At 68.6% G+C, this 22,499-nt stretch carries 21 protein-coding genes; 11 read left to right on the plus strand and 10 right to left on the minus strand.

The annotated features are described in order from the left end of the window. The first annotated feature begins 20 nt into the window (after positions 1-20). The 7 genes from ACFDSW_RS01090 (at position 21) to aroC (ending at position 7,968) form a co-directional block, all read left to right on the plus strand. Positions 21-2,498: a circularly permuted type 2 ATP-grasp protein gene (locus ACFDSW_RS01090; RefSeq protein ID WP_375248420.1), complete on the plus strand. Its 2,478-nt coding sequence runs from the start codon at positions 21-23 to the stop codon at positions 2,496-2,498. Between the two features lie 73 nt (positions 2,499-2,571). Then, entirely contained in the window at positions 2,572-3,459 is an 888-nt protein-coding gene (locus ACFDSW_RS01095) for a transglutaminase domain-containing protein (protein WP_375248421.1), read from the plus strand. Between the two features lie 57 nt (positions 3,460-3,516). Beyond that, the gene (locus ACFDSW_RS01100) at positions 3,517-4,446 is read left to right on the plus strand and encodes a DnaJ C-terminal domain-containing protein (RefSeq protein WP_375248422.1); all 930 of its coding nucleotides are present in this window, start codon (positions 3,517-3,519) and stop codon (positions 4,444-4,446) included. A 165-nt stretch (positions 4,447-4,611) separates the two neighbouring features. Continuing rightward, positions 4,612-5,406, plus strand: coding sequence for a YihY/virulence factor BrkB family protein (locus tag ACFDSW_RS01105; protein WP_375248423.1), 795 nt, complete (start codon positions 4,612-4,614; stop codon positions 5,404-5,406). Positions 5,407-5,426: 20 nt separating this feature from the next. After that, positions 5,427-6,230, plus strand: coding sequence for an enoyl-ACP reductase FabI (fabI, locus tag ACFDSW_RS01110; RefSeq protein WP_375248424.1), 804 nt, complete (start codon positions 5,427-5,429; stop codon positions 6,228-6,230). Positions 6,231-6,240: 10 nt separating this feature from the next. Beyond that, entirely contained in the window at positions 6,241-6,762 is a 522-nt protein-coding gene (locus ACFDSW_RS01115) for a GNAT family N-acetyltransferase (RefSeq protein ID WP_375248425.1), read from the plus strand. A 138-nt stretch (positions 6,763-6,900) separates the two neighbouring features. Then, positions 6,901-7,968, plus strand: a complete 1,068-nt coding sequence (gene aroC, locus ACFDSW_RS01120; protein ID WP_375248426.1) for a chorismate synthase — start codon at positions 6,901-6,903, stop codon at positions 7,966-7,968. An 87-nt stretch (positions 7,969-8,055) separates the two neighbouring features. Here aroC and ACFDSW_RS01125 read toward each other — a convergent pair whose 3' ends face one another. Together ACFDSW_RS01125 and ACFDSW_RS01130 are read right to left on the minus strand one after the other, a co-directional pair. After that, on the minus strand, positions 8,056-8,472 hold the full coding sequence (locus tag ACFDSW_RS01125; RefSeq protein WP_375248427.1) for a hypothetical protein: 417 nt from the start codon (positions 8,470-8,472) through the stop codon (positions 8,056-8,058). 128 nt (positions 8,473-8,600) lie between these two features. After that, positions 8,601-9,890, minus strand: a complete 1,290-nt coding sequence (locus ACFDSW_RS01130) for an adenylosuccinate synthase (protein WP_375248428.1) — start codon at positions 9,888-9,890, stop codon at positions 8,601-8,603. 217 nt (positions 9,891-10,107) lie between these two features. Here ACFDSW_RS01130 and ACFDSW_RS01135 point away from each other — a divergent pair, with 217 nt between their 5' ends. Further along, positions 10,108-10,920: a DUF6454 family protein gene (locus ACFDSW_RS01135; RefSeq protein ID WP_375248429.1), complete on the plus strand. Its 813-nt coding sequence runs from the start codon at positions 10,108-10,110 to the stop codon at positions 10,918-10,920. A gap of 58 nt (positions 10,921-10,978) precedes the next feature. Here the strand turns inward: ACFDSW_RS01135 and ACFDSW_RS01140 are convergent, their stop codons facing one another. The 4 genes from ACFDSW_RS01140 to ACFDSW_RS01155 form a co-directional block, all read right to left on the minus strand. Then, positions 10,979-12,091 carry an ATP phosphoribosyltransferase regulatory subunit gene (locus tag ACFDSW_RS01140; protein ID WP_375248430.1) on the minus strand — a complete coding sequence of 371 codons (1,113 nt, stop codon included), beginning with the start codon at positions 12,089-12,091 and terminating at the stop codon, positions 10,979-10,981. Next, positions 12,088-13,257 carry a VacJ family lipoprotein gene (locus ACFDSW_RS01145; RefSeq protein WP_375248431.1) on the minus strand — a complete coding sequence of 390 codons (1,170 nt, stop codon included), beginning with the start codon at positions 13,255-13,257 and terminating at the stop codon, positions 12,088-12,090. Before ACFDSW_RS01145 ends, ACFDSW_RS01140 begins: the two co-directional genes overlap by 4 nt. 156 nt (positions 13,258-13,413) lie before the next feature. Continuing rightward, positions 13,414-14,991: a phosphoglycerate dehydrogenase gene (gene serA / locus ACFDSW_RS01150; protein WP_375248432.1), complete on the minus strand. Its 1,578-nt coding sequence runs from the start codon at positions 14,989-14,991 to the stop codon at positions 13,414-13,416. 144 nt (positions 14,992-15,135) lie between these two features. Next, the gene (locus tag ACFDSW_RS01155; protein WP_375248433.1) at positions 15,136-16,284 is read right to left on the minus strand and encodes a phosphoserine transaminase; all 1,149 of its coding nucleotides are present in this window, start codon (positions 16,282-16,284) and stop codon (positions 15,136-15,138) included. Between the two features lie 202 nt (positions 16,285-16,486). Between ACFDSW_RS01155 and ACFDSW_RS01160 the strand changes: the two genes are divergently transcribed. Next, positions 16,487-17,122, plus strand: a complete 636-nt coding sequence (locus tag ACFDSW_RS01160) for an extensin family protein (RefSeq protein ID WP_375248434.1) — start codon at positions 16,487-16,489, stop codon at positions 17,120-17,122. Positions 17,123-17,185: 63 nt separating this feature from the next. After that, complete coding sequence (locus ACFDSW_RS01165) at positions 17,186-18,064, plus strand: LOG family protein (protein WP_375248435.1); 879 nt, start codon at positions 17,186-17,188, stop codon at positions 18,062-18,064. A gap of 49 nt (positions 18,065-18,113) precedes the next feature. Here ACFDSW_RS01165 and ACFDSW_RS01170 read toward each other — a convergent pair whose 3' ends face one another. Continuing rightward, the gene (locus ACFDSW_RS01170; protein WP_375248436.1) at positions 18,114-18,821 is read right to left on the minus strand and encodes a c-type cytochrome; all 708 of its coding nucleotides are present in this window, start codon (positions 18,819-18,821) and stop codon (positions 18,114-18,116) included. Positions 18,822-18,925: 104 nt separating this feature from the next. On the opposite strand from ACFDSW_RS01170, the gene ACFDSW_RS01175 reads away from it, so the two are divergent. Continuing rightward, the gene (locus tag ACFDSW_RS01175) at positions 18,926-19,816 is read left to right on the plus strand and encodes a prephenate dehydratase (protein ID WP_375248437.1); all 891 of its coding nucleotides are present in this window, start codon (positions 18,926-18,928) and stop codon (positions 19,814-19,816) included. Between the two features lie 21 nt (positions 19,817-19,837). On the opposite strand, the gene nudC is transcribed toward ACFDSW_RS01175, so the two are convergent. The 3 genes from nudC to ACFDSW_RS01190 form a co-directional block, all read right to left on the minus strand. Beyond that, positions 19,838-20,713, minus strand: a complete 876-nt coding sequence (gene nudC, locus ACFDSW_RS01180; protein WP_375248438.1) for an NAD(+) diphosphatase — start codon at positions 20,711-20,713, stop codon at positions 19,838-19,840. Continuing rightward, entirely contained in the window at positions 20,710-22,068 is a 1,359-nt protein-coding gene (locus ACFDSW_RS01185; RefSeq protein ID WP_375248439.1) for a serine hydrolase domain-containing protein, read from the minus strand. The genes nudC and ACFDSW_RS01185 overlap by 4 nt, the downstream gene beginning before the upstream one ends. A 3-nt stretch (positions 22,069-22,071) precedes the next feature. Further along, on the minus strand, positions 22,072-22,499 hold a 428-nt coding region (locus ACFDSW_RS01190), incomplete at its 5' end, for an NUDIX domain-containing protein (RefSeq protein WP_375248440.1).

A 22,499-nucleotide genomic window follows, 5' to 3' on the forward strand; every position in this document is an offset into this window, starting at 1 on the left:
CGCCAGTTGAGGGGGAGTGCGTGGCGACCCAACCTGCTGACACCGATGCCGCTGCGCATGCGCTTCGCTGGGCGGCGGATCATGCCCGCGGCGGTGGCGCCGCCGACGTGTTCCATGATCCCGCCGATCCCGCCTGGCGCGCGATGCTGGAGGAATTGTCCGCGGTCGCGGGCGACGATCTGGGCCATGCGCGCGAACGGGTGCAGCGCCATGCCGCCGATATCGGCACGGGCTTTCGCATCATCGGCGAGGAAGCCGAACGGCCCTGGCCGCTCAGCCCGGTGCCGCTGCTGATCGAGGCGGCGGAATGGCGCACGATCGAACGCGGCGTCATCCAGCGCGCGGAGCTGCTCGAAACGATCCTGCGCGATCTGTACGGCGACGCGACGCTGGTATCGCGCGGGCAATTGCCCGCCGCGGTGGTGGCGGGCAGCCCCTTTTTCCTGCGGCCGATGGTGGGACAGGAGCCGCCCGGCGGGTGCCATCTGCATTTCGTGGCGATCGACCTGGGGCGTGGGCCGTCCGGGGAGTGGCGCGTCCTGGCCGATCAGCTGCGCACCCCGACGGGCGCCGGCTACGCCCTGGAAAACCGGTTGGCAATCAGCCGCACGCTGGGCGGCCTCCAGTCGCGGCTCAACGTGCGTCGCCACGCCCCCTTCTTCGCCGCGTTCCGCGACGGCCTGGCGGCCGCCTGCCGCCGCGCCGATCCGCGCATCGGGCTGCTCACCCCGGGACGCTATAATCCCAGCTACGCCGAACAGGCGCATCTCGCGCGCTACCTCGGTTTCCTGCTGGTCGAGGGCGAGGATCTCGCCGCGCTGGACGACAAATTATACGTTCGGACGATCGGCGGGCTGAAACGGATCGATGCGTTGTGGCGGCGGCTCGATCCGCGCCTGCTCGATCCGCTGGCGTTCGATTCCACCTCCCGGATCGGCGTGCCGGGCCTGATCGATGCCTGGGCAGAGGGCAATGTCGTGCTCGCCAACGCGCCGGGCGCCGGCGTGCTGGAAAGCGCCGCCTTCGCGGCGTTCCTGCCGCAGCTGGCGACCCGGTTGACCGGCGCCGACCTGATCCTGCCCAATATCGCCACCTGGTGGTGTGGCCAGCCGGTCGAGGCGGCGCATGTCGCGGCCGAATTCGGTTCGATGCTGCTCGCCAGCGCATTCGGCGCGCGGACGCTGGGTCTGCCGGGCGATCGGCCCGTCGCCGGGGCGGATCTCGACGCCGCCGCCCGCGCCGCCTTCATCGACGATCTGGCGCGGCGCCCGCAGGATTATGTCGGGCAGGAAGTGGTACGGCTCTCGACGATGCCGGTGGTGATCGGCGACCGGCTGGAGCCGCGCCCCTTCACGCTGCGGGTGTTCGCCGCGCGCGACGCGGCTGGCGCGTGGCAGGTGATGCCGGGCGGCTTCGCGCGGATCGGCGAGCATCCCGATCCCCGCGCCGCGGTGCTCGGCGAAGGCACATGGTCCGCCGACGTATGCGTCTATGGCAGCGATCCGGTCGCCCCGATGTCGCTGCTGCCGGCCGCCGATTCGCTGCACGTCCGCCGTAATCCGGGAACGCTGCCCAGCCGGGTGGCGGACAATTTCTTCTGGCTCGGGCGGTATCTGGAACGCGGCGAGGCGTTGCTGGCGATCATCCGCGTGATGCTGGGCAATTCGATCGATGCCGATGCCGGCGCGGCGCTGGGATCGGATACGGTCGGGCGACTGGTGGGGGAGATCGTCGCCAGCAACGCCGCCCCGCGCCCCGACAGCCTGCGCCGCGCCGACCTGACGCAGTTTGCGCGCATCGCGATGGAATCGACCGGCGATACGTGGCAGTCGGTCGCCGCGATCAATGCGCATGCGGCGCGGATCGCGGCCGGATCGCGCGACCGGCTGTCGGCGGATATGGTCCGCCTGCTCGACGCGCCCTTCCCCGCGCATCGCGGCATGCTCGATCGGGCGGGATCGCTGCAACGTCGCTATGCCGCGATCGCCGGCCTGTCCTCGGAACATATGGGCCGCACCGCCGCCTGGCGGTTCCTCGATCTGGGGCGCCGGGTGGAACGCGGCCAGGCGACCGCGCGCGCCGCCCGCGCGTTCGGCATGGCGGGCGCATCGCTCGACGATCTGTCGACGCTGCTCGATCTTGCCGACAGCCAGATCAGCTATCGCCAACGCTATCTGACCGGGATCGCGCGCGTCCCGGTGGTCGATCTGACCGTGCTCGACCCCGGCAATCCGCGCGCGCTGGCGTTCCAGGTCGATGCGATCCGCGAGCATCTGGCGAAGCTGCCTGTTCTCGACGACGACGGCATGGCCGAACCGCAACAGATCGAGGCGACCGGGATCCACGCGCTGGTGGCGACCGCGCAGGCCACGACGCTCGACGCCGCGATGCTGGGCGAAGTGGAGCGACGCCTCGCGCGGCTCTCCGAAGCGATCGCGCGACGCTATTTCCTGCAGGGCGCGGAGCCGCTGCGCGCGGGCGGGCTGACGCTGGCGTGAGCGCGGCGCCCTTCCCTTCGTCGCGCGTGGCATGCCCGGGCATGCCCGGCACAGCCGATCGCGACTGACCATCATGCGCTACGACATCCGCCACATCACCCGTTTCGACTATGGCAATTCGGTCAAGTTCGTGCGCTGCAACCTGCGGTTGCGGCCGATCGACTGGCCGGGGCAGAAGCTCGACCACTACGAACTGATCGTCTCCCCCGCCGGGCGGGCGACCCCGGCGCGGGCGGAGGCGGGGCTGGCGCATGTCACCCGGCTGGTCGTGTCCGAGCCGGTGCGCCGGCTGACGATCGAGAGCGTCGCACGGATGACCGTCGACCGGCTCGTTCCCGTGCCCGATGCGGGCGATCCGACGCTGGGCGATATCGCGGCATGGGCACGCGCCTCGAACGATCTGTCCGCCGCCAGCCCCGCGCCCTATCTTTTCCCCTCCCCGCTGATCCCGCTCGACCGCGAAATCGCCGCCTATTGCGCGCCCGACCTGTCGCCAGAGCGCAACGCGCTCGAGGCCGGGATCGCGCTGGCCCAGCGCATCCAGCGAGACTTTGCGTTCGATTCCACCGCCACGGTGGTGGACACCCCCCCGCACGAGGCATTCCGGCAGCGGCGTGGCGTGTGTCAGGATTTCGCGCAGATCATGATCACCGGCCTGCGTGCCGCCGGGCTGCCCGCCGCCTATGCCTCGGGCTATATCCGCACCATCCCGCCGCCCGGCGAGCCGCGCCTCGTCGGGGCGGATGCGACCCATGCCTGGGTGCTGTTGTGGTGCGGCCCGGCGCGCGGCTGGGTCGGCGTCGATCCCACCAACGGCATCTGGATGGCCGGCGACCATATCGTCATGGCGGTGGGCCGCGATTATGCGGAGATCGCGCCCGTCGACGGCGTCGTGCTGGGATCGGGTGCGCAATCGATGGAGGTCAGCGTCGACGTCGCGCCGCTGGACGAGCCGCGATGATTGCACTGCGACAACGATCGCCCCACATAGGCGGGTAACACACCAACCGGGGATAATATGGCCGATCCATATGCGACGCTGGGCGTGGCACGCAGCGCCAGCGAAGCGGACATCAAGAAGGCGTATCGGAAGCTCGCGAAGGAGCTGCATCCCGATCGCAACACGGACAATCCGAAGGCCGCCGAACGCTTCTCGCAGGTGACTTCGGCATACGATCTGTTGATGGACAAGGACAAGCGCGCGCGGTTCGATCGCGGCGAAATCGATGGTGACGGCAATCCGGCCGCGCCGTTCGGCTTCGGCCCCGGCGCTGGCGGCGCGCGTCCCGGCGCTGGCGGTTTTCGCCCGCAGAATTTCGAGTTCGGTGGTGACGGCGCCGACATGTCCGATATCTTCGAAGGGTTGTTCGGCGGGCGTGGCAATGGCGGATTTGCCAGCGGTTTCGGGCGGCGCGGCGCACCGCCGCCCAAGGGCGCCAATGTCGGCTACCGCCTGCAGGTGCCCTTCGTCGACGCCGCCGCGCTCGCGCCGCAGCGGGTGACGCTGGGCGACGGCCGCACGATCGATTTGAAGCTGCCCGCCGGTGTCGATACCGGCACGCAGATGCGCCTGTCGGGCAAGGGCGAGGCCGGGCCGGGCGGCGCGGGCGATGCGATCGTCACGATCGAGGTGCAGCCGCACCGCTTCTTCACCCGCGACGGTGACGATGTGCGGCTGGACCTGCCGATCACGCTGCGCGAGGCGGTGCAGGGCGGCAAGGTGAAATGCCCGACGGTGGAAAATCCGGTGATGATCACCGTCCCCGCCGGCAGCACCTCGGGCAAGACGCTGCGGCTGAAGGGAAGAGGATTTCATCGCAAGGGCGGGGAACGCGGCGATCAGCTCGTCACGCTGGTGGTCGACGTGCCCGCGAACGATCCCGCGCTGCAGGCTTTTGTCGCCGATTGGGAAGGCGGGGGGAACCCGCGCGCCGCGATGGGCGTCTGATCCGGCGTGACTGATGGGTGGACGGCACTTACTCCCGAGGATCGTGGCCGCCACCGTGGCGCGGCGCGCCGTCGGCTGGACCGGCAACGCGCCCGCGTTCGGCCGGTTTTGCATGCATGGGATGTAACCCGACGGGCGTTGCTGGGCGTCTATAACGACGGTTTCATGCACGCCGGCAACCTTGCCTATCTGGCGCTGATGACGGTGTTTCCCTTCTTCATCGTCGCCGCCGCGATCGCCTCCGTCTTCGGGCAGAGTAACGAGGTGCAGCATGCGGTCAGCAGCTTCCTGTCGGTGCTGCCGCCGAACGTCGCCGATATTCTGCGCAAGCCGATCGCGGACGTGCTGGCGGCGCGCACCGGGTCGCTGCTATGGCTCGGCGCGCTGGTCGGCCTGTGGACCGTCGGCAGTTTTGCCGAGACGATCCGCGACATCTTCCGTCGCGCTTATGGCACGAAGAGCACGCAATCGCTGTGGCGCGCGCGCCTGGGATTGAGCCTCGCGATCATCGCGTCGGTCATCATCGCGCTGGTCTCGTTCCTGGTGCAGGGCGTGCTGACCGCGGCGGAGCAGTTCATCTACCGGCTGTTGCCGCTCGCCCAGGATGTGGCAAGCTGGCTGGGGCTGGCGCGGCTGGTGCCCGCGGTGATCATGTTCGGCGCGCTGTACATGCTGTTCTATTCGGTAACCCCCGGGAAATACCGTCGCACGCACAGCCGCAAATGGCCCGGCGCGCTGTTCACCACCTTATGGTGGGTCAGCATGACCGCTGCCCTGCCGCTCGTCCTCGCGCAGCTCGGCGGCTACGATCTCACCTATGGCAGCCTCGCCGGGGTAGTGGTGATGCTGCTGTTCTTCTATCTGATCGGTCTGGGCCTCGTTTTCGGTGCACACCTGAACGCGGCACTGGCGGAGCCGCCGGAACCGGTAGTAGAGGGGTCCGTAACAATAGAGACGTAAACCATAAGGGCGGTATCGGCGTGAACGGATTGATGGCGGGCAAGCGGGGGCTCATCATGGGGCTGGCGAACGACAAGTCGCTGGCCTGGGGCATCGCCAGAAAACTGAGCGAGGCGGGGGCTGAACTCGCCTTCTCCTATCAGGGCGCGGCGATGGAAAAGCGGGTGCGCCCGCTGGCGGAGCAGCTCGGCGTGGCGCGGCTCTACGATTGCGACGTCGCCGACATGACCGCGCTGGACGACACTTTCGCCCAACTGGCGAAGGAATGGCCGACGATTGATTTCGTGGTGCATGCGATCGGCTTTTCCGACAAGTCGCAGCTGCGCGGCAAATTCTATGATACCACGCTCGACAACTTCCTTTTGACGATGAACATCTCCGCTTATTCGCTCGTGGCGGTGGCGCAGCGCGCTCGCGCGATGATGCCGGAGGGCGGCGCGATCCTGACGCTGACCTATTACGGCGCCGAAAAGGTGATCCCGCATTATAACGTCATGGGGGTCGCCAAGGCGGCGCTGGAAACCAGCGTGAAATATCTCGCGGTCGATCTCGGGCCGGAGAATATCCGCGTCAACGCGATCTCCGCCGGGCCGATCCAGACGCTGGCGGCACGCGGCATCGGCGATTTCAACTACATCCTCAAGTGGAACGAACTGAACTCCCCGATGCGCCGGACGGTGACCATCGACGATGTCGGCGGTGCGGGCCTGTACATGCTGTCCGACCTGTCGAGCGGTGTCACCGGCGAGATCCATCATGTCGACGCCGGCTATAACGTGATCGGCATGAAGGCCGAGGATGCGCCGGACATCGCGCTCGCCTGAGACGCCGGCGATGACGATCGCGATCCGTCCCGCCGGTGCGGCGCATGTCGCCGCGATCGACGGCTTGTTGCGCGCCAGCGTCGCCCGTGCCGAGGAAGCCGATCTGGTGCGGCGATTGTGCATCGACGGCGACATGGTGCTGATGCTGGTCGCCACCGACGAGGATGACGGCGACGCGCTGGTCGGCGCGGTCGCGTTCAGCCGGATGACGGTCGATGTCGCCGGACAGGCGGTGGCGGCGGTCGCGCTCGCCCCGGTCGCGGTCGCCCCCGCTTACCGCCACCACGGCGTCGCGGAAGCGTTGATCCAGGCGGGGCTGGAGCGGCTGGAGCAGGCCGGTGTGGTGCTGTGCTTCGTCCTGGGCGACCCGGCCTATTACCGGCGCTTCGGCTTTCACCCCGATTTCGCGCGCCAGTTCGCGTCTCCCTATGCCGGCGACTATCTGATGGCACTGCCGCTGCAGGGCGGGCTGATGCCATGCGGAGCGCGAGGTGCGGCGCGCCATGCGGCAGCGTTCGCCGCACTGGGCTGAGCGCGGCGATACGCTGGACGTTTGCCGCGCCCCGCGCCGTCATCGACGCCCCTGTCGCGCGCGCGTCAGTTCTGGCACAGGGCACATGTCACGCTGGCGCGACATCGTATCGCTGATGAATTGTTCGGATCCATACGCATGAGCTTCAACACTTTCGGCCGCGTCTTTCGCTTCACCACCTGGGGGGAAAGCCATGGGCCGGCGCTGGGCGCGGTGGTCGACGGGTGCCCGCCGGGGGTGGAATTGACCGAGGCCGATATCCAGCCGTGGCTCGACAAGCGCCGCCCCGGCCAGTCGCGCTTCACGACGCAGCGGCGCGAACCGGATGAGGTACGGATCCTGTCGGGCGTGTTCGAGGGGCGGACGACCGGCACGCCGATCAGCCTGATGATCGAGAATACAGACCAGCGGTCAAAGGATTATGCCGAGGTGGCGCTGGCCTATCGTCCCGGCCACGCCGATTACGCCTATGACGCGAAATACGGCTTCCGCGATTATCGCGGCGGCGGCCGATCCTCCGCGCGCGAAACGGCGGCGCGGGTGGCGGCGGGCGCGGTGGCGCGGCGCGTGATCCCACAGGTAACGGTGCGCGCCTGGGTGGAGGCGATCGGCGGCGACACGATCGACCCCGCGAACTTCGACGAGGCGCAGATCGACGCCAATCCCTTCTTCTGCCCCGACGCCGCCGCCGCCGCCCGCTGGGAGGCGACGGTCGATGCCGCGCGCAAGGCGGGGTCGTCGCTGGGCGCGGTCGTCGCGTGCCGGGCGACCGGGGTGCCCGCCGGCTGGGGGGCGCCGCTCTATGCCAAGCTGGACAGCGAGCTGGCGGCGGCGTGCATGAGCATCAATGCGGTCAAGGGCGTCGAGATCGGCGACGGCTTCGGCGCGGCTGCCCTGTCTGGTGAGCAGAATGCCGACGCGATGCGCCCCGGTGCCGACGGGCCCGCATTCCTTGCCAATCATGCCGGGGGGATCGCCGGTGGGATCGCCACCGGACAGCCGGTGACGCTGCGTGTCGCCTTCAAGCCGACCAGCTCGATCCTGACCGCGGTGCAGACCGTCACCCGTACCGGCGAGGCCACCGAGATCGCGACGCGGGGCCGGCACGATCCCTGCGTCGGCATCCGTGGCGTGCCGGTGGTGGAAGCGATGGTCGCGCTGGTGCTGGCGGATCAGGCGCTATTGCACCGCGCGCAATGCGGGTGACATCCGCCGATCGTGACACTGCCCATCACCACCGCCAAAGAGGTTCCACGACGAAGCGAGAGATTTAAAGGGCTGACGCAGGTCAGGTTATGGAACGACGCATAGGGTTAATCTGTTGAAAACTTTAAGGTCAGCAGGAGAGACTATCATGCGTTCGATGATCATTATGACGACGGCAGCATTTTTGTTGCCGGCAGCCGCCACGGCGCAGACGACCGGGACGGGCACCGCTGGCTCCACGATGGGCACCCAGAGCGGCGCCGGATCGATGAGCACGGGAAGCACCGGGATGCAGACGGGCCCGCAATCCCCCAGCCCGACCGCCACATCGGCGACCAGCGGGCGTGACCGGACGACGACGCGCTCTCGCAGCAACCGGACTCGTGGCAGCGCGAGCGGTTCGACCACCGGCACGATGAACGGCAGCACGATGTCGCCCAGCGGCTCGGCGACGACGACCGGGACGATGGGTACCGATCCGATGGGCAGCGATCCCAGCGGCACGATGACTCCGCCGACTGCGGGGCCGACCACCGGGACGACTCCGCCGCAGGGCTAAGCACCGCACGGCAACAAGCGAACGGCCCCGGGAGCGATCCCGGGGCCGTTTTCTTATGCGCTATCGACGTGCTTCAGTCCGCGAACGGATCGCGTACCAGGATCGTGTCGTCGCGCTCGGGGCTGGTCGACACCAGCGCCACCGGGCAGCGGATCAATTCCTCGACGCGACGGATATATTTGATCGCCTGCGCGGGCAGATCGGCCCAGCTACGTGCGCCGGCGGTCGAATCCTGCCAGCCTTCCATCACCTCGTAGATCGGCTCGACCAGCGCCTGATCGGCGGCATGTGCCGGGAAATAATCCAGCGTTTCTCCGCGCAGGCGGTAGCCGGTGCAGATCCGCACCTCGTCGAACCCATCGAGCACGTCGATCTTTGTCAGCGCGATGCCGGTGATACCACCCACCGCCGCCGATTGCCGTACCAGCACCGCATCGAACCAGCCACACCGACGCTTGCGCCCGGTGACGGTGCCGAATTCATGCCCGCGCACCCCCAGCCGCTCGCCGGTATCGTCCTCCAGTTCGGTCGGGAACGGGCCGGAGCCGACGCGGGTGGTATAGGCCTTCGCGATACCCAGCACGAAGCCCACCGCCGACGGCCCCAGCCCGGACCCGCCCGCCGCGGTGCCAGCGATCGTGTTGGAGGACGTGACGAATGGATAGGTGCCGTGATCGATATCGAGCAGCACTCCCTGCGCGCCTTCGAACAGGATGCGCTTGCCGCCCTCTTTCGCGGCATTCAGATCACGCCACACCGGCTTGGCGAAGGGCAGCACGAACGCCGCGATCGAACGCAGCTCCGCGATCAGCGCGGCACGGTCGATCGGCGCTTCGCCGAAACCGGCACGCAATGCGTCATGATGCGCGGTCAGCCGGTCGAGTTGCGGTCCCAGATCGTCGAGATGCGCCAGATCACAGACGCGGATCGCGCGGCGCCCGACCTTGTCCTCATATGCGGGGCCGATGCCACGCCGCGTCGTGCCGATCTTGCCCGCCCCGCTCGCATCTTCGCGCAGGCCGTCGAGATCGCGGTGGAACGGCAGGATCAGCGCGCAATTGTCGGCGATGCGCAGCGTGTCCGGCGTGGCGACGACACCCTGTTCCGCCAGCCGCTCGATCTCGGCCTTCAGCGCCCAGGGATCCAGCACCACGCCGTTACCGATCACCGATGGCGTGCCGCGCACGATCCCCGACGGCAGCAACGACAGTTTGTAGGTCTTGTCGCCGACGACCAGCGTATGCCCGGCATTATGCCCGCCCTGAAAGCGGACGACGACATCCGCGCGCTCGGCCAGCCAGTCGACGATCTTGCCTTTGCCTTCGTCGCCCCATTGCGCGCCGATGACTGCTACATTGGCCATGGATACAGGTCTCCGCCTGCCGGGCGAACCCGCGCGCCCTTCGACAGGACTCGGCGCGCGAGTGGTTCAGCGATGTCGCGGCGGCGGGTAGCGGGGTGACGACGACAGGTCAACCGCTCCCCGCCCGCTAAAGTCAAAGTGCAACGAAAATGGCGCGAGGCTGCAACACCGCTCTGCCATGCGCGCGGCGACGACGAACAACGCGGAGACCGATCGCATGGTTCGCCTTGGCCGACGCTGGCGCATTGCCGCCCTGTCCATCATCATTGCCGCCTCCACCGGATCGATTCCATCACAGGGCCATGACGGCGCGATCGAACGCACGCGCTTCATCGGCGCGCTGCCGCTGGATGGCGAACTGTTCCACGTCCAGGGGCTGGAGGTGGATGGCGATCGCCTGTGGGTCACCTCGGTCGATCGACGCGCGCATCGCGGCTATCTGCACCTTTTCGACCGCCGCACCGGACGCTTCGTGCGGCGTATCGAGCTGACCGATGGCGCGCGCTATCCTCCCGGCGGGATATCCCGGCAGGGAAGTTCCTTGTGGATCCCGGTCGCCGAAATGCGCCCCAACAGCAGCGCGGACCTGATCGAGCTGGACGCGAATACGCTGCGGGAGCGCCGCCGCATCCGCGTCGCTGACCATCTCGGCTGTATCGCCGCGCGCGACGGTGAGCTGGTCGCCGGCAATTGGGACAGCCGGCTACTCTACGTTTTCGACCTCAACGATCTTTCGCGCGTGCGTGCCGTGCCCAATCCGTCGCGCACCCATTATCAGGACATGAAATTCGTTGGTGACCAACTCGTCGCCAGCGGCAGTCGGACGTGGCTGAGCGGGACGGTCGACTGGATCGACTGGCCGTCGTTGCAGATCCGCGACACGCTGCGCGCTGGCGCGATCGGCCCGGTGCGTCCGTTCGGCCGTGGCGGGCCGTTCACCGGCGAGGGCATGGCGGTCGACGGACGCGACCTGTTCGTGCTGCCCGAAGACGGGCCAAGCCGCGTCTTCCATTTCCGCCTGACCTCGTAAACCCGACGTCCCAGCACGCGCGGGCGCACGTACCAGGCAATGTGGGCGAGCGTCGCGCTTAGCCCGCCAGCGCGCGCGCTTCCCCGTCGGCGTAGAAATGGGTGCACAATTGCGCCTCGGGCGTGTCGCCGGCTTCGAGCGCCGCGACGGTGACCCAGCCCTGCGCCCGCATTCTGGCGCCCGCCTCGACGGGGGTTCCGAACGGCAGGAACAGCCGTCGCCGCTCGATCGCCGCCGCCCCGCCGACGATCGCATCGGCGTACAGCGAGAAGCCTGCCGCCGCTTCCTCCGCGCCGTCGCCATGCACGATCATATAGGTGCCGCCGCGCCCCAGCTCGCGCATCACGCCGCGCGCGAACAGCGAGAAGCCAAGCCAGGTCTGATATTCGAAGCCATGCCGCTCGGTCGGGTCGAGCGTCAGCGTGACGCCATCGGGCAGCGCCTCCGCGATCGCCGCCAGCCCGTCGAGCCGCGAGGCCAGCGCGCCGTCGCGATCGAATGCGCGCAACTGTTCCAGCGCGCGCGCGAACGGGCCGGCAGCCGCGATCAGCGGCAGATACGCCGGCGCGATCGCCGCGACACCGCCCGCATCCTTGGCGTCCAGCCGCTCACGCAGCGGCGCGATCTGCTCCGCGGCGACCGGCAACGGCCCCGCCGCGAGCGTATCGACAAGGTCCGGCAACGTGAAGTCGATCGACACGCCGGTCACCCCCGCCGCGCCCAGCCCCTCGACCGCGACGCCGACCACTTCCCGCGCGGCGGCGACCGAATCCAGCCCGATCAATTCGGCGCCCACCTGCCGGCGTTCGCGCTGCGGTGCGAGCGGCGAGGCGCGCAGCAACAGCACCGACCCGGCATAGGACAGCCGCACCGGGCGCGGATGATGCCCCATCCGCGTCACCGCGATCCGCGCCACCTGCGCGGTCAGATCGGGGCGGACCGCCATCGTCGTCTGGCTGATCGGATCGACGAAGCGCACCGCGTCGCGCAGCCCGCCCGCCTTCAGCCGCGTCGCCAGCCCCTCGGCGAACTCGACCAGCGGCGGATCGACCCGTTCATAACCGTGCACCCGCGCCGCCTCCAGCACACGCTGCTCCGCCACGCCGACCGCGTCGGCGAACGGTGGCAGACGATCGTGGAATCCTTCGGGAAGCAGGCCGGATCGGGTCATGGCGCCGCGGATAGCGACGACGGCGGCGAATCGCCAGAGCCCGCGGTGGGCGCGGGCGCCGGACCGGGTACGGGCGCCGGCGCGGTATCGTTCGCTGGCGCTGGCGGAGTGCCGGTAACCGGCGCCGGGGTCGTCTCCGCCGGGGCCGCGCCGGTCGGTGCGGGCGCAGTCGCCTTCGGCGCGGTATCGGCGCCGGGGCCGATCGGGATGATCACCGGCGGTGCGCCATTGCGCTGCTTCAGCCGGAACGAGCCCTTCGGCGGCTCGTTCATGCCCCCCACGTCGCCCTTCGAGCGCCCATGCAGCGCGTCGATCTCGTTCTGGCGGCGTTGCAGATAGAAATCGCGCTGGATGGCGTATTTATCGCCCGGCGCCTTATCGAGCGCCTTGTATGTGTCGTCGAACTCCGATCGGTGGTCGAGCGCGCTCAGCACGCTGACCGGGATCGCGAAGCGCAGGTCGGTCACCCCCTGCCCCAGCGTCAGCGGCAAGGCGAGGCGGTCAATCGCGCCGCCCAGAATGTCGCGCACGGTCGTCGGCCCCACCAGCGGCAGATACAGGAACGCACCGTTCGGCACGCCGTAGAAAGCCAGCGTATTGGAGAAGCCGTTGCTGCGCCGCGGCAGATGAAACGGCTTGCGCTTCGCAATGTCGAACACCCCCGCCACGCCGGCGGTGGAATTGATGCCGAAGCGGGCCAGCGTTTCGACGGCCTTGCCGATCTTGTGCTGGAACAGATAGTTGAAGAAGACGATCGGCTCGCGCAGATTGTACAGGAAGTTATGGATGCCGTCGCGGATCGTGCTCGGCACGCCTCGCTTATAGCCGCGCGCGACCGGACCGATCACCGCCTTGTCGACCTTGTCGGTCACGACGAAAGACTTGGCGTTCAGATTGCTGAGCGGGTCTGGCGTTTCCCATCCCTGCTTCGCATGGATGACGATATCCGGCCCGGCGGCCGGATCGGCCCCGGTGCCGTCCGCCACGACCGCACCAGGCGGCGGAACGTCGATCAGCGGGATAAGCGGCGGCGGGGGCGGCGGGTTGGCGATCAGCACCGGCGGGGTCGATTCCGCCACGGCCGTGGTCGCGGCCTGCATGGTCAGAACCAGCGGCGCTGGCTGCTCCGCCACCGCAAGCATCGCAACGAACACGGACCCGATCACGCCACTACCCCCACCGCAACCCACGTCGCCGCAGGCCAAGCGGCTGCCCTATCAAGGAATAGGGGCGTGCGATAGCCCGCCCCATGGCGGCGCGCGGCCACCCCCGGCGACGCCGGCGGGACGGGGCTGGCACACACGCCCCGTCCCGCCGGGCGATCAGAACGACAGGCCCATCGCGGTGCGCACGCCCGGGAGCGCCTTCACCTTCGCGAGCAGCGCGCCATCCACCGCTTCATCGACCGAGAGCAGCAGCACCGCTTCGCCGCCCGCCTGGCGCCGACCGAGGTGGAAGGTGCCGATATTGACCCCCGCCTCGCCCAGCAGCGTGCCGATCCGACCAATGAACCCCGGCGCGTCCTCGTTGACGACATACAGCATCGGACCGACGAGATCGGCCTCGACCTTGATCCCGAACAGTTCCACGAGCCGCGGCGCCGCGTCGCCGAACAAGGTGCCCACCACCGAACGCTCGCCATCGGCGGTGCGCACCGCGACACGCAGCAGCGTATGGTAATCGCCCTCCCGCTCGGTGCGCACCTCGCGCACCTCGACACCGCGATCGCGCGCCAGCACGGGCGCATTGACCATGTTCACCGTCGCGGTCTGCGTGCCGAGGAAGCCCTTCAGCACCGCGCTGGTGATCGGCTTTGGATTGAGCTCCGCCGCCGCCCCCTCGCGATGGATAGAGATCCGGTCGATCGCGCCATGCGCCAGCTGCCCGACTAGGCTGCCCAGCTTTTCCGCCAGCCCCATATACGGCCGCAGCTTCGGCGCTTCCTCCGCCGACAGGCTGGGCATGTTGAGCGCGTTCGTGACCCCACCCGAGACGAGATAGTCCGCCATCTGCTCCGCCACCTGGATAGCGACGTTCACCTGCGCCTCGGTCGTCGACGCGCCCAGATGCGGGGTGGAGATGAAGTTGGGCGTCCCGAACAGCGGCGATTCCTTCGCCGGCTCGCTGACGAACACGTCCAGCGCCGCGCCCGCGATATGCCCCGAATCGAGCCCCTGCTTCAGCGCCACCTCGTCGATCAGCCCGCCCCGCGCGCAATTGACGATCCGCACGCCCTTCTTGGTCTTGGCGAGATTTTCCGCCGACAGGATGTTGCGGGTCTGATCGGTCAGCGGGGTGTGCAGCGTGATGAAGTCGGCGCGCGCCAGCAGCTCGTCGAGCGCCACCTTGGTCACGCCCAGTTCGACCGCGCGCTCCTCGGTCAGGAACGGATCGAAGGCGACGACCCTCATCTTAAGCCCCTGTGCGCGATCGGCGACGATCGAACCGATATTGCCGGCACCGATCAGCCCCAGCGTCTTGCCGGTCATCTCGACGCCCATGAAGCGGTTCTTCTCCCACTTGCCCGCCTGCGTGGAGGCGTCCGCCTCCGGCAACTGGCGCGCGAGCGCGAACATCAGCGCGATGGCATGTTCGGCGGTGGTGATCGAATTGCCGAACGGCGTGTTCATCACCACTACGCCCTTCGCGGAAGCGGCGGGGATATCGACATTGTCGACCCCGATCCCGGCACGGCCGACCACCTTCAGATTGGTGGCGTGTTCGAGGATGTCCTTCGTCACCTTGGTCGAGCTACGGATCGCGAGGCCGTCATATTCCCCGATGATCGCCTTCAGCTCGTCGGGGGTCTTGCCGGTAATCTCGTCCACCTCGACCCCGCGTTCGCGGAAAATCTCGGCAGCGCGCGGGTCCATCTTGTCGGAAATCAGTACCTTGGGCATGATCTACACTCCGTCGCCCCTGCGCAGGCGGGGGCTTGTTTCTTGTGAATGGGGGATAGCGGCTGACACGGGCGCGATGCGGCGCGTGTCAGCAGCAGAAAGGGAACAGGCAGACATCGGCCCCCGCCTTCGCAGGGGCGATGCTCAGGCCTTCGCCGTCGCGTAGGCCCAGTCGAGCCACGGGCCGAGCGCCGCGATATCGGCGGTATCCACCGTCGCGCCGCACCAGATGCGCAGCCCCGGCGGAGCGTCGCGATACCCGCCGATGTCGAAGGCGGCGCCTTCCGCCTCCAGCAGCGACACCATCTTCTTGATAACCGCTTCGTCCGCATCGACCGTCAGGCAGACGCTGGTTTTCGACCGCGACGCCTCGTCCACGGCGAGATGCCCCAGCCAGTCACGCTCCGCGACGATCCGATCCAGCGCGGCGGCATTGGCGTCGGATCGCGCGATCAAGCCGCCAGCGCCGAGCCCCTTGGCCCATTCCAGCGCCCAGATCGCATCCTCGACCGCCAGCATCGAAGGCGTGTTGATCGTCTCGCCCTTGAATACGCCCTCGGTCAGCTTGCCCTTGGAGACGAGGCGGAACACCTTCGGCAGCGGCCAGGCGGGAGTGTAGCTTTCCAGCCGCTCGACCGCGCGTGGGCCCAGAATGAGCACGCCGTGCGCGCCCTCGCCGCCCAGCACCTTCTGCCAGCTGAACGTCGCGACATCGATCTTGTCCCACGGCAGGTCGTAGGCGAACACGCCGCTGGTCGCATCGGCGAAGCACAGCCCCTCGCGATCGTCCGCGATCCAGTCGCCATTCGGCACGCGCACGCCGCTGGTGGTGCCGTTCCAGGTGAACAGCACGTCGTTCGACCAATCGACCTGGCGAAGATCGGGCAGTTGGCCGTAATCGGCGCGGATCACCGTCGGATCGATCTTCAGCTGCTTGACCGCGTCGGTCACCCAGCCCTCACCGAAGCTTTCCCAGGCCAGCGCGGTCACCGGGCGAGCGCCGAGCATCGTCCACATCGCCATTTCATAGGCGCCGGTGTCGGAGCCGGGGACGATGCCGATGCGGTGGGTGTCGGGCAGGTTCAGCAGTTCGCGCATCAGGTCGATGCAATATTGCAGGCGCTGCTTGCCCAGTTTCGAGCGGTGCGACCGCCCGAGCACGTCGGTCGCGAGCCTGGCCGGATCATAGCCGGGCGGCTTGGCGCAGGGACCGGAGGAAAAATGCGGACGCGCCGGTTTGGTGGCGGGCTTCGCAGGCGCAAGAACGGCGTCGGCGGCAGTCGAATCAGTCATGTCAGACTCTCCTCACAGAGAGCACGCGCGGCGTTGGGACCGCGTGGCCCGTCGACGGCCCTAGCGGCGGCGCCCCACCTTGGCAACCTCCCGTCGCGCCGACGACTCTCTTCGTCACCACGGGCTTGTTCCGGGGGGCGCCGTGCCGCAAGCCGACGCGATGCGGGATCAGCGGATGGGCGGCCGCCGGATCGGGTCCGGCATGACATGGGTATCATTGGTGCTGGCCCTCGCCGCCTGCGGCCGGATGGAACGGCCCGCACCGCAACCGCCGCGCCCCGAGGTCGCCGGCCCATCCGCGCGCGAAACCGCGCAATGTTTCGCCGATCTGCGCGCGCTGGGGGTCGAATTCCAGCCGCTCCCGGATCGCCGGACGGGACCGGGCTGCGCATTGATCGGCACCGTCAAGCTGCTCGACATCGGGGTGCCGACCGCCAATCTGGGCGCGATCCGGTGCGGTCAGGCGCGTGCCTTCGCCGCCTGGGCGCGCAACGGCGTCGCCCCCGCCGCCTATCAGATCCTCGGGTCGGAATTGTCGCGGATCGTCAGCATGGGCAGCTACGCCTGCCGCAACACCGTCGGCACCACCGGGCCGGCGCGACGTTCCGGCCATGCGATCGCCAACGCGATCGATATCGCCGCGTTCGAGCTGAAGGACGGCCGCCGCATCTCGATCCTGTCGGACTGGCATTCGCCCGATCCGGCGGTGCGACGCTTCCTGACGACGAGCCACACCTCCGCCTGCCGGCGCTTCGGGACGGTGTTGTCGCCGGATTATAACGCGGCGCACCGAGACCATCTGCACCTCGAGGACGATGGCGCGCATTTCTGCCGCTGATCGGAACGTTGCGGCCCGGGCCGGCTTATTGCGGCTGTCATCTTTGAGGCCTATCGACCGCCCATGTCAGATACACGAGTACCCAGCCGCGTCTTTCCCCGTGCAAAGCAGGATGCCGACGCCGCCGCCCACAATATCGCCACCCCGCAGACCGAAAGCCCCGCCTATCGGCTCGCGTTCCAGGACATGGATTTCCTGCTGCGCGAGGATCTGCGGCCGGTGCGCTTCCAGCTGGAGCTGCTGAAGACGCAGTTGCTGCTCGACGAGGCGCATATCGGCTCCACCTTCGTTTTCTATGGCTCGGCGCGTATTCCCGAGCCCGACAAGGCGCAGGCACTGCTCGATATGGCGACCGACGAGAAAAGCCGCCGCATCGCCGAGCGGCTGGTGGCGAAGAGCAAATATTACGACATGGCGCGCGAGCTGGCGCAATTATGCTCCAACTTCCCGCGTGACGAAGCCGGGCGGCGCCATTTCGTCGTCTGTTCCGGCGGCGGCCCGTCGATCATGGAGGCCGCCAATCGCGGCGCCGCCGACGTCCATGCCGAATCGATCGGGCTCAACATCGTGCTGCCGCATGAACAGGCCCCCAATCCCTATGTCACGCCGTCGCTCAGCACGCAGTTCCACTATTTCGCGCTGCGCAAGATGCACTTTTTGCTCCACGCCCGCGCACTGGCGGCGTTCCCGGGCGGATTCGGCACCTTCGACGAGCTGTTCGAACTGCTGACACTGGTTCAGACCGGCAAGGTCGAACCGATCCCGGTGCTGCTGTTCGGACGCGAGTTCTGGGAGCGCGTCGTGAATTTCGAGGCGCTGGTGGAAGAGGGCGTGGTGTCCGAACGCGACCTCGCGATCTTCCGTTATGTCGACAGTGCCGCGGAAGGCTGGGCCGTGGTGCAGGACTTCTATCGCGCCCGCGCGGAACAGGCGGCGCGCTGAACGCAAGCATCTCCGCCCCGACCGCCACCGCGGCCGGGGCGACGGCGCCTTATGGCTTCGCCGATGGCGGCACCACCGCGAGGCCCTTGTCCTTCTGCGCCGCCGGATCGACCGAGGGAGCGCCGGAGGCGGGAGTGCCGTGATTGGCGAGATCGGCGGTGTCGCCCTTCGCGCTATCGGTGACGTTCGCCACCGCCGCCGCATCAGCCGGCTTCGCATCCGCGGCGGGGGCCGCCGGCAGCGGCAGGTTCGATCCCTGCTGGTTCAGATACAGGATCACATTGGCGCGATCCTGCGGGTTGCCCAGCCCGGCGAAGGTCATCTTCGTGCCGTTGGCGAACTTGCGCGGCGACGTCAGCCACGCGTCCATCTTCTCGAAGTCCCAATTGCCGCCGACGCCCTTCAGCGCGTCGGAGAAGGCGAACCCGCCCTTGCCCTGCGCGATCCCCTCGCCAAGGGTGGCGTACAGATTCGGGCCGATGCCGTTCGCGCCGCCCTGGTTGATCGTGTGGCACGCGGCGCACTTCTTGAAGACGTCGGCGCCTTTGGCCGCGTCGGCGGTCGCCAGACGGGTCGCGATCGGCGCCGCCGCCTCACCGCCGCCGCCAGCGCCGGCCTCTTCGACGCCCTCGATCGGGTAGCCCATCTTCTCGGGGCGTTCGCCATGGAACATCATACCGCCCACGATCGAAAGCCCCAGGGCAACACCGGCCCCCGCCAGTACCCAGCCCGCAATCGTGTTGTTCCGATCGTCCATGTGCGCCATCCGCCCCTTTTGATTGTGGCAACCCATAGAAAAGCGATCTGCGCACCGCAAGCGCTTGAGCGTAACGCGCCCGTCTTCTACGTCGCCGCTCCATCATGGAGAATTACGCCGCCCCCGCCCGATCGCTCGTCGCCACGCTGTCCGCCGCCGCCGCCGCCGCGCCGGAACGGGCGGTCGCCTTCCAGGGCGCGCCCGGCGCGAACAGCCATGTCGCGGTGACCGAAGCCTTTCCCGACGCACTGGCGCTGCCCTGTTTCGACTTCGACGACGCGCTGGAGGCGGTGAAGGACGGGCGCGCCGGCTGCGCGATCATTCCGATCGAAAATTCGCTCCACGGCCGCGTCGCCGACATTCATTTCCTGTTGCCGGAATCGGGGCTGGTGATCGTCGGGGAGCATTTCCTGGCGATCCGCCACGCCCTGATGGGATGCGGCCCGCGCGACGGCGTGCGCCACGCGATGAGCCATCCGCAGGCGCTGGGGCAATGCCGCCACTGGCTGAAGGCGCATGGCATCGCGCCAATGAGCTACCCCGACACCGCCGGGGCGGCGGCGGTGGTGGCGGAGGCGCGCGACCCATCGGTCGCCGCGCTCGCCCCGCCCGGCGCGGCGGCGCTGTACGGGCTGGATCTGCTGGCCACCGATATCGCCGATGCGGACCACAACACCACCCGCTTCGTGACGCTGGCGCGCGGCGCCCGACCGCTCACCGGCGCGGGTCCGTGGATGACCAGCTTCATCTTCGAGGTAAGGAACGTGCCGGCGGCGCTGTACAAGGCGATGGGCGGGTTCGCGACCAACGGCGTCAACATGACGAAGCTCGAAAGCTACCAGCGCGGCGGCAGCTTCGCCGCGACCGAATTCTTCGCCGATGTCGAGGGTCGACCGGGTGAACCGGGTTTCGACCGGGCGATGGAGGAACTCGGCTTCCATTCGAAATGGGTGCGCCTGCTCGGCACCTATCCGCAGGCACGTTCACGCGGCTGAGCCGTCATATCCGCGCGCCGCTCATCCCCCCTCGGCCGCCCAAACCGACAGCAGCGTATGGGCGATCGCATAAGGCGGCGGGGCCAGGAACGGCCCGTCACCGCGCAACGCCGCGCGCACCTCCTCGCGGGACACCCACATCGCATCCTCGAGCTCGTTGACGTCCAGCGTGATGCGATCGTGCGTCGCCTCCGCGACACAGGCGATCATCAGTTGCGCGGGGAACGGCCACGGCTGGCTGGCGACGTAGCGGACCGGGCCGACCGCGATGCCGGACTCCTCGGCGATCTCGCGCCGCACCGCCTCCTCGATCGATTCGCCGGGCTCCAGAAAGCCCGCGAGCGCCGAATAGCGGCCCTTGGGAAAGGTCGGCTGCCGCCCCACCAGCGCGCGCCCGTGATGCTCCGCGAGCATGATGACGACCGGGTCGACACGCGGAAAGTGCTCGGCGGTGCAGGACGGGCATTTGCGCCCCCACCCGGCGCGGAACAGCGCGGTTTCGTGCCCGCAATTGGCGCAGAACCGATGCCGCAGGTGCCAGTCGACCAGTGACCGCGCCGCCGCATAGATCGCCGCCTCGCCCGGTCGCAGGTCCCCGAGCAGCTTGAACAGGTGCGGGGAGCGGGCGAACGGCGCCGCCTGCACCCCCGGCACCACCGCCGCGAAACGCGGGCGCCCGTCCTCGAGCCCGAGCAGCACGAACTCCGCCTCGTCCGGCGCGTCGGACAACATGCCCCAGGCAAGCCGGCCGTCCGCATCGATATCGGGATCGAGCCCGTCGAGTCGCAGTAGCCGTGCCTGCCAATTGCCCATCGCCGCAGCGATCCCCTCCGCATCGTGGCGAAGATGGTCGGCGCGGTCGAGCGTCCCGCCGGTGAAACCGGGCGCAGCCGTCACGGACGCGCCCTCATCGCGCCGGCCATATCGCGCAGCAGCGCGGCGGGAACCTCGCGCCGCAGCGGCATCGAGCCAGGCGGGAAGATGTTGACCATCACCACGCCGCGAAATTTTCGCGTCGGATTGACCCAGGACACGGTATTGGCGGCGCCGTCCCAGCCATAGGTGCCCGCCAGCACGCCGGGCCGGTCGACCAGCGTGACATAGCCGCCCGCGCCATAGCCCGCCTCGTCGGTGGCGCCGTTCGATGCGGGGAAGACCACGCCGGGCGGCAACAGGTTCGACGTCGCCAGGCGCACCGTCTCGGGCTTCAGGATACGCACGCCATCCAGCGTGCCGCCTTCCTGGATCATGTGCAGGAAACGATCGTAATCGCGCACCGACGCCACCAGCCCCGCGCCGCCATAAGCGAAGCTCGGCCGCTGCAGGAACACCGATGTCGCCGCCGGGTCGAACGGCAGGCTTTCGCCGTTGAGCACCGCATAGTTCGTCGCCAGCCGCGACGCCTCCGCCGCCGGCACCTGCCAATAGGTCGACGTCATCCGCAGCGGATTCAGGATGCGGGTCTGCACGAAGCGGTCGAGCGGCATCCCGCTGGCCTTCTCGATCACCGCCCCCATCACGTCGAGGCCGATCGAATAGCTCCACTTCGTGCCCGGCTCGGCGATCAGCGGCAGCGTCGCCACCCGTTCGGCGAAGGCTGCCAGCGTCGCCGGACGCGCCGCCCGCGCCTGTCGCTCGGTTGCCGCGTTCACCTGCAGGGGCAGGATACCCTGCCGCTCATATTCCTTCAGCAACGGCCCTTTGGCGTTGATACTATACGCCAGCCCGGCAGTGTGGGTCAGCAGTTCGCGGATCGTGATCGGTTTCGTCGCGGGGCGCGATTCGAGCGACGTGTCGGGGCTGGTCAGCACCCGCATCGTCGCGAATGCGGGAAAATATTTCGACAGCGGATCATCCAGCCCGATCCTGCCCTCCTCGATCAGGATCATCGCCGCCATCGCGGTGACCGGCTTGGTCATCGAATAGATCCGCCACAGGCTGTCCGGCCCCGCGGCGGGCGCGCCGGCCGCATAGGACAGCCGCCCGGCCGCAACGAAGACCGTCGGGGCGTCACCGACGCCAAAGGCGCCCGCGATCCCCGGCACGCGCTTCGCCGCGACATAGCCGTCGAACAACGCCTGCGTCGCGGGCAGCGGCGTCGAACGCGGGATGGAGACGGACGCCGCGGTGGCGGCGGGGCGGGGCGCCGCGGCGGGCGTGGCACGCTGCGCCTGCCCGGCCCAGCCACTGCCGGCGGCAGCGGCGGCGAGCGCGATCGCACCGGCCGCACTCCAGATCATGTGCGCTTTCATCGACTACGCTCTCCTCACCGCCTCAGCCGCCTTGGCGAACAATGTCGGCAGCCCCGCCGACTCCAGTCGATCGATCGGCCACCATTCGCCCTGGTTGCTGGCGTGATGCGTGTCCGCCCGCACAAGCGCAAGGTCGATCGTGAAATGGGTGAAGCCGTGGCTGACCTGTGCCGCGACGGCGCGCCAGTCGGCAGCGACCGGCGCGCCGGCCAGACCCGGCGGCGTGTCGCTCCACGGCCCGGTCGGCAGCGCGCGCATGCCGCCCAGCAATCCCTGGTCGGGTCGGCGCACCAGCAGCACATGGCCGTCGCGCTCCAGCCAGAAGATCGTGCCGTAGCGGTGCGGCCGTACCGCCCGGGGTTTCTTGACGGGGAAGGCATCGGGCGTTCCCGCCGCGCGCGCGGCGCACCTTTCCGCGATCGGGCACAACA

The sequence above is a fragment of the Sphingomonas sp. genome, assembly GCF_042091075.1.
Lineage (GTDB): Bacteria > Pseudomonadota > Alphaproteobacteria > Sphingomonadales > Sphingomonadaceae > Sphingomonas.